This window comes from Nocardioides sp. (assembly GCF_036405735.1).
Taxonomy (GTDB): domain Bacteria; phylum Actinomycetota; class Actinomycetes; order Propionibacteriales; family Nocardioidaceae; genus Nocardioides.
Window position 1 is genome coordinate 23,415 of record NZ_DASWXC010000005.1, and the last position, 6,634, is coordinate 30,048.

Consider the following 6,634-nt stretch of genomic DNA (forward strand, 5'->3'; position numbering starts at 1 on the left):
GCGCCACGCGCCACGTCCTACAGTCGCAGCCGTGAAGCACCGTCACGGCCGCGTCGTCCACGTCGAGTCGCTGGCCGACTTCGACCACCGCGTCGCCGCCGGCGCCACCTCCATGCGGGGGTGGCGCCTGCGGGGGCTGGACCTGACCGGGCGGTCCGGCGCCCTGGCCCGCCTGGACCCGGCCGACGCCACCTTCCTGGGGTGCGAGCTCGCTCCGGGTGACGCCGACCGCGTCGACGCGGGTGGCGCGCTGGTGCTGCCCACCATCCCCGAGGTGCCGGTCGAGGTGTACCGCTCCACGCTGTACACGCCCGAGGAGCTCTACGACGCCGTCAGCTACGCCGACTCCCTCGACGCCCGTGCCTATGCCTGGTCCCAGCAGCCGGGCGGCGGCGACCACGGGGCGACCCTCGCGCGCGCTCTGCACGACCACGCTGTCGACGAGGCCCTCGAGGCCTGGCTCGCCGGCCGGCGGGTGGTGGGCGTCATGGGCGGCCACGCGGTGCCGCGCGGCAGCGAGGAGTACGCCGCAGCGGCCCGGCTCGGCCAGGCGCTGGGCGGTGCCGGGCTCACGGTCGCCACCGGCGGCGGACCGGGCGCCATGGAGGCAGCCAATCTGGGCGGCTACCTCGCCGGGTACGACGCTGCCGCCGTCGCCGACGCGACCGGCCGGCTGGCCGGCGTACCGTCCTTCCGGCCGTCGGTGCAGGCGTGGGCCGACGCGGCCTTCGCCATCCGGGAGGCCTACCCGGACGGGCGGGAATCGCTCGGCATCCCCACCTGGCACTACGGCCATGAGCCGCCGAACGTCTTCGCCGGCGCCATCGCGAAGTACTTCCGCAACTCGCTGCGCGAGGCGACCCTGCTGGAGGTGTGCTCGGCCGGCATCGTCTTCCTGCCCGGCGCGGCGGGCACGGTGCAGGAGGTGTTCCAGGACGCCTGCGAGAACTACTACGCCGACGAGTCCTCGATCGCTCCGATGGTGCTCGTCGGGCGACGGCACTGGACCGAGGAGCTGCCGGTGTGGCCCCTGCTCGAACGGCTGGCGCGCCAGCGCCCCATGGCCGGGCACGTGCACCTCGCGGAGAGCACCGACGAGGCGGCCGCCCTCATCGCGCACGGCGCCTGAGGCGTCAGGACTCCGTGGCGGCCAGCTGGCCGCAGGCGGCGTCGATCTCGTCGCCGCGGGTGTCGCGCACGGTCGTGGAGATGCCCTTGGCCTCGAGCCGGCGCACGAACTCGCGCTCGTCAGCCGGGTCCGACGCGGTCCACTTCGACCCCGGAGTCGGGTTGAGCGGGATCAGGTTGACGTGCACCCACCCGCGGCCGCGCTCGTTGAGCACGTCGGCGAGGAGGTCGGCGCGCCACGCCTGGTCGTTGATGTCGCGCATCATGGCGTACTCGATCGAGACCCGGCGCCCGGTCTTGTCGAAGTACTCCTTCGCGGCGTCCACGGTCTCCGCGACGGAGAAGTGCGTGTTGATCGGCACCAGCTCGTTGCGCAGCTCGTCGTCGGGCGCGTGCAGGCTCAGCGCCAGCGTGACCGGGATGCCCTCGTCGGCGAGCTGCTTGATGCGTGGCACGAGACCGACCGTGGAGACCGTGACGTGGCGGGCGCTGAGCCCGAGCCCGTGCGGAGCCGGGTCGGTGAGCCGGCGTACGGCGCCGATGACGGCCTTGTAGTTGGCCAGCGGCTCGCCCATGCCCATGAAGACCACGTTGGAGAGCCGGCCGGGACCACCGGCGACCTCGCCGCGTGCCATGGCGCGGGCACCGACGACGACCTGGTGGACGATCTCGGCGGTGGACATGTTGCGCTGAAGGCCGCCCTGGCCCGTCGCGCAGAACGGGCACGCCATCGCGCACCCGGCCTGGGAGGAGATGCAGATCGTCGCCCGGTCGGTGTAGCGCATCAGGACCGACTCGACGAGGGCTCCGTCGAACAGCTTCCACAGCGTCTTGACGGTGGTGCCGCGGTCGGCCTGCATCGTGCGCAGCGACGTCATCAGACCGGGCAGGAAGCCCTGGACGATCTCGACGCGCTGGCCGGCCGGCAGGTCGGTCATCTGCTCGGCGTCGTCGGTGAGCCGCTCGAAGTAGTGGGCCGAGACCTGCTTGGCGCGGAACGCCGGCAGGCCGAGCTCCGCGGCACGCTCCTGGCGCTCCTCGAGGGTGAGGTCGGCCAAGTGCCGCGGCGGCTTCTCGCGGCGCCGCGGCGGGCTGATCACCAGGGGAAGGGGCTTGGGCTGCTCGCTCATGACGGCTCCAGTGTCCCACCCGGGACGGTCCCGGTCCTATTCGCGAGCCTGCCGCTCAGCCGTCCCCGGACATCAGCGCCCACAGCACCAGGGCCCCGACGCCGAGCACGACGATCGCGGTCGCTGCCATGCCGAGCAGGAAGTAGAGGCCGTAGCGGCGGCTGTGCCGGCGGGCGACCAGCACGATCGGGACGACGAGGGTGACCAGCACGAGCGGGAACAGCTGCCGCACGGTGTCCTGGTCGAAGAACGCCTCGAGGACGGCGGCGAACAGGCCCGGGACGAGCACGAGATAGGCCAGCCCGGAGAAGAACCCGGCCAGCGGCGTGAAGGTCGGATGGTCCCGATGCCACCAGTCGGGCTGGCGCGCCTCGGGGGCGTCGCCGGTGGCGCCGGCCGAGAGATCCGCGGAGGACTCCATCTGCTGCTGCTCCCCTCGCCGTTGAGGACGTCGTGGCGCCACCGTAGCCCGTCGCGGTCAGAACACGGCGTAATGCAGCAGCAGCCAGACCGGGGCGATGGTCGCCAGCAGCGAGTCGAGCCGGTCCATGAGCCCGCCGTGGCCCGGGATGACCTGACTCATGTCCTTCACGCCCAGGTCGCGCTTGATGACGGACTCGCACAGGTCCCCGAGCGTCGCCATGACGACGGCGATCAGGCCGAGCGCGACGCCGACCCACCAGTCGCCCTCGAGCAGCAGCACGACCAGCAGCACGCCGGCGGTGACCGTGAACAGGGTCGAGCCGGCGAAGCCCTCCCAGGACTTCTTCGGCGAGATGACCGGGGCCATCGGGTGCCGGCCGAACAGTACGCCGGCGACGTACCCGCCGATGTCGGAGGCGATCGTGACCAGCACGAAGGTGATGATGCCCTTGACGCCCTCGTCGACGCCGGTCTGCCGCCAGTCGCCGCCCTCGGCGAGCATCAGGGCGACGAACGAGCCGAGGAACGGCACGTAGACCACGGTGAACACGGCCGCGGTCGCGTTGCGGACGTAGCCGTCGACACCGCGGCGCAGCAGCCACAGCATGATGACGAGCGCCGTCACGGCGGTCGCGGTCACCAGCGCGTCGGAGCCCCAGAAGTAGGCGACGGCGACCATCACGACGCCACCCACCATCAGTGGCTGCTCGGGAAGGTCGACGCCCTTGGCGAGCAGTCCCTTGCGCAGCTCCCACACCGCCACGACCACCGCCGCCGCCACGATCAGCATGAAGGCGGTCTTCCACAGGAAGAGCGAGAGGGCGATGGCACCCAGCAGCACCACCGCCGACCCGACCGCGGCCTTGAGGTCGCGGCCGGCGCGGCCGTGCGGGTTCTGCGGGGCGCTGCCCTGGTCGGGCGCGGGCGCGGTCATGTCGGTCATGGGGCGAGGTCCCGTGGCAGGTCCGTCAGACCTCGAGGAGCTCGGCTTCCTTGTGCTTGAGCAGCTCGTCGATGGCGTCGGTGTGCTTCTTGGTGAGGCCGTCGAGCCGCTTCTCCGCGCCGGTGAGGTCGTCCTTGCCGATCTCGCCGTCCTTCTCGAGCCGCTCGAGGCTCTGCTTGGCCTTCTGGCGCACCTGACGCACGGCCACCCGGCCGCCCTCGGCCTTCTCGCGGGCCTGCTTGATGTACTCCTTGCGGCGCTCCTCGGTCAGCTCGGGGAAGACCGCCCGCAGCACGCGGCCGTCGTTGGACGGGTTGACGCCGAGGTCGCTGTCGCGGATCGCCTTCTCGATGTTCGCCATCGCGGAGATGTCGAAGGGCGCGATCATGATGACCCGCGGCTCGGGGCTGGTGAAGGTCGCGAGCTGCTGGATGGGCGTCGGAGTGCCGTAGTACTCGACCATGAGCTTGTTGAACACCGACGGGGTCACCCGGCCGGCGCGGAGGGTCGCGAAGTCCTCGCGGGTCGCCTCGACCGACTTGCCCATCTTGTCGTCGGCCTCGTTGAGGATGTCGTTGGTCACCGCTGGCTCCTACTGGTCTGGTGCATGGTCTGTCTGCTCGTCGGGGCGGACCCGGCGTCGGCGTCCTCAGCCCGCGCTGACGAGCGTGCCAATCTTCTCACCCTGCACGACCCGCAGGATGTTGCCCTCCGGCGCCATCCCGAACACGACCATCGGGAGCTTGTTCTCGCCGCACAGGGCGAACGCCGTCTGGTCCATGATCCGCAGGCCCTGCGCGATGGCCTGGTCGTAGGTGAGCTCGTCGTACTTCACCGCACTCGGGTCGTGCTTGGGGTCCGCGGAGTAGACGCCGTCGACGCCGCTCTTGGCGACCAGGACGACGTCGCACTTGCTCTCCAGCGCCCGCTGGACCGCCACGGTGTCGGTGGAGAAGAACGGCATGCCCATGCCGGCGGCGAAGATGACGACGCGTCCCTTCTCCATGTGCCGGATGGCCCGGCGCGGGATGTAGGGCTCGGCGACCTGTCCCATCGTGATCGCGGTCTGCACCCGGGTCTCGACGCCCTGCTTCTCCAGGAAGTCCTGCAGCGCGAGGCAGTTCATCACGATGCCGAGCATGCCCATGTAGTCGGCGCGGGCGCGGTCCATGCCGCGCTGCTGCAGCTCGGCGCCGCGGAAGAAGTTGCCGCCGCCGGTGACGACGGCGACCTGCACGCCGGCGTCGACGACGGCCTTGATCTCGCGCGCGATGGCCTGCACGACGTCGGGGTCGACGCCGACTTGGCCGCCGCCGAACACCTCACCCGAGAGCTTGAGGAGAACCCGCTTGTACGCCGTCACGCGCTGACCCTTCCGTGGTCGGTGTGGTGCTGCAGATGCGAGGAGGCCGGCCCGATGAACAACTCGTGTGTCATCGAACCGGCCTCCTCGTCGTACGTCAGATGAAACCTAGTCCATCAAGCCGACGCTTCGTCAGGCGCCGACCTCGAAGCGGGCGAACCGCGTCACCGTCGTGTTGGCGGCCTCGAGCACCTGCTTGACCGACTTCTTGGCCTCGAAGACCGACTCCTGGTCGAGCAGGACGATCTCCTTGAAGAACGCGCCGATGCGACCCTCGACGATCTTGGCGACGGCAGCCTCGGGCTTGCCCTCCTCCAGCGTCTTCTTGGTCAGCACGTCCTTCTCGGCGGCGACGACGTCCGCCGGGACCTCGTCGCTGGTGAGGTACTGCGCCTTGAGGGCAGCGGCCTGCTGGGCGGCCTGCTTCGCGGCAGCCTCGTCACCTTCGAACTGGACCAGCACGCCCAGGGTGGGGGGCAGGTCGGACGCCTTCTTGTGGAGGTAGACCGTGGTGGTCCCCTCGAAGTAGGCGACCTCGCCCAGCTCGATCTTCTCGCCGATGGTGCGGGCGAGCTCCTCGACGGTCTCGCCGACCGTCTTGTCGCCGAGCGAGACGGCCTTGAGGGCCTCGGCGTCCCCGACCTTGTTGGCGTCCGCCGCGTCGGCGATCGCCTGGGCGGCGTTGACGAAGGCCTCGTTCTTGGCGACGAAGTCCGTCTCGGCCTTGAGGCTGATCAGGGCGTTGCCCGACGCGGCCACGAGGCCGGCCGACGCCTCGCGCTCGGCGGCACGGGCGGCAGCCTTGGCGGCGCCCTTGACGCGGAGCAGCTCGACGGCCTTGTCGAAGTCGCCGTCGGTCTCGTCGAGCGCCTTCTTGCAGTCCATCATGCCGGCCTGCGTCAGCTCACGGAGCTTCTTGACGTCCGCAGCGGTGTAAGCCATGTCGTGTCTTTCTCTCGTCTCGTACGTCGGAGTGGGGCTCAGGCCTCGGCCGGGGCCTCGGGCGCCTCGGCGGGCTCGGTGCCCTCGGCGGCCGGAGCCTCCGCGGCGGGCGCCTCGGCAGCCGGAGCCTCGGCGGGGGCCTCGAGCAGCTCGCGCTCCCACTCGGCCAGCGGCTCGGCCTCGGTGGCCGCACCCTCGGTCGTCTTCGCACCCGAGCGGGCGATGAGGCCCTCGGCGACGGCGTCGGCGACGACCCGGGTCAGCAGGCCGACCGCGCGGATCGCGTCGTCGTTGCCCGGGATCGGGAAGTCGACGACATCCGGGTCGCAGTTGGAGTCCAGGATGCCGATGATCGGGATGCGCAGCTTGCGCGCCTCCTCGACGGCGAGGTGCTCCTTGTTGGTGTCGACGATCCAGACCGCGGACGGCGTCCGGGTCATCTCGCGGATGCCGCCGAGCGACTTGTTGAGCTTGTCGCGCTCGCGGCGCATCTGCAGCAGCTCCTTCTTGGTGCGGCTGCTGCCGGCGACGTCGTCGAAGTCGATCTCGTCGAGCTCCTTGAGACGGTTGATCCGCTGGTGCACGGTCGAGAAGTTGGTGAGCATGCCGCCGAGCCAGCGCTGGTTGACGTAGGGCATGCCGACGCGGGTCGCCTGCTCGGCGATCGCCTCCTGGGCCTGCTTCTTCGTGCCGACGAACATGATG

8 protein-coding genes are annotated in these 6,634 nt (G+C 70.7%); 1 reads left to right on the top strand and 7 read right to left on the bottom strand.

Annotation, left to right across the window (positions count from 1 at the left end):
* Positions 1-31: 31 nt before the first annotated feature.
* A complete protein-coding gene (locus VGE38_RS00670; RefSeq protein ID WP_331140602.1) occupies positions 32-1,129 on the top strand; it encodes an LOG family protein in 1,098 nt (365 codons plus the stop codon).
* A gap of 4 nt (positions 1,130-1,133) precedes the next feature.
* On the opposite strand, the gene rlmN is transcribed toward VGE38_RS00670, so the two are convergent.
* The 7 genes from rlmN to rpsB form a co-directional block, all read right to left on the bottom strand.
* Complete coding sequence (gene rlmN, locus VGE38_RS00675) at positions 1,134-2,258, bottom strand: dual-specificity RNA methyltransferase RlmN (protein ID WP_331140603.1); 1,125 nt, start codon at positions 2,256-2,258, stop codon at positions 1,134-1,136.
* A 55-nt stretch (positions 2,259-2,313) separates the two neighbouring features.
* On the bottom strand, positions 2,314-2,679 hold the full coding sequence (locus tag VGE38_RS00680; RefSeq protein WP_331140604.1) for a hypothetical protein: 366 nt from the start codon (positions 2,677-2,679) through the stop codon (positions 2,314-2,316).
* A gap of 57 nt (positions 2,680-2,736) precedes the next feature.
* A complete protein-coding gene (locus tag VGE38_RS00685; protein ID WP_331140605.1) occupies positions 2,737-3,624 on the bottom strand; it encodes a phosphatidate cytidylyltransferase in 888 nt (295 codons plus the stop codon).
* Positions 3,625-3,649: 25 nt separating this feature from the next.
* A complete protein-coding gene (frr, locus tag VGE38_RS00690; RefSeq protein WP_331140610.1) occupies positions 3,650-4,171 on the bottom strand; it encodes a ribosome recycling factor in 522 nt (173 codons plus the stop codon).
* A 102-nt stretch (positions 4,172-4,273) separates the two neighbouring features.
* Entirely contained in the window at positions 4,274-4,987 is a 714-nt protein-coding gene (gene pyrH / locus VGE38_RS00695) for a UMP kinase (protein WP_331140606.1), read from the bottom strand.
* 132 nt (positions 4,988-5,119) lie between these two features.
* Positions 5,120-5,929 (bottom strand): translation elongation factor Ts, encoded by an 810-nt coding sequence (gene tsf, locus VGE38_RS00700; RefSeq protein WP_331140607.1) that lies wholly within the window; start codon positions 5,927-5,929, stop codon positions 5,120-5,122.
* 38 nt (positions 5,930-5,967) lie between these two features.
* Positions 5,968-6,634, bottom strand: a 667-nt coding sequence (gene rpsB / locus VGE38_RS00705; protein WP_331140608.1) for a 30S ribosomal protein S2, incomplete at its 5' end; no start/stop codon positions are given.

What these genes read in the sequence shown, in the direction of transcription:
- rlmN (WP_331140603.1), bottom strand. Translation starts at nt 2,258, where the DNA reads ATGAGCGAGCAGCCCAAGCCCCTTCCCCTGGTGATCAGCCCGCCGCGG.
- VGE38_RS00680 (WP_331140604.1), bottom strand. Translation starts at nt 2,679, where the DNA reads ATGGAGTCCTCCGCGGATCTCTCGGCCGGCGCCACCGGCGACGCCCCC.
- VGE38_RS00685 (WP_331140605.1), bottom strand. Translation starts at nt 3,624, where the DNA reads ATGACCGACATGACCGCGCCCGCGCCCGACCAGGGCAGCGCCCCGCAG.
- frr (WP_331140610.1), bottom strand. Translation starts at nt 4,171, where the DNA reads ATGGGCAAGTCGGTCGAGGCGACCCGCGAGGACTTCGCGACCCTCCGC.
- tsf (WP_331140607.1), bottom strand. Translation starts at nt 5,929, where the DNA reads ATGGCTTACACCGCTGCGGACGTCAAGAAGCTCCGTGAGCTGACGCAG.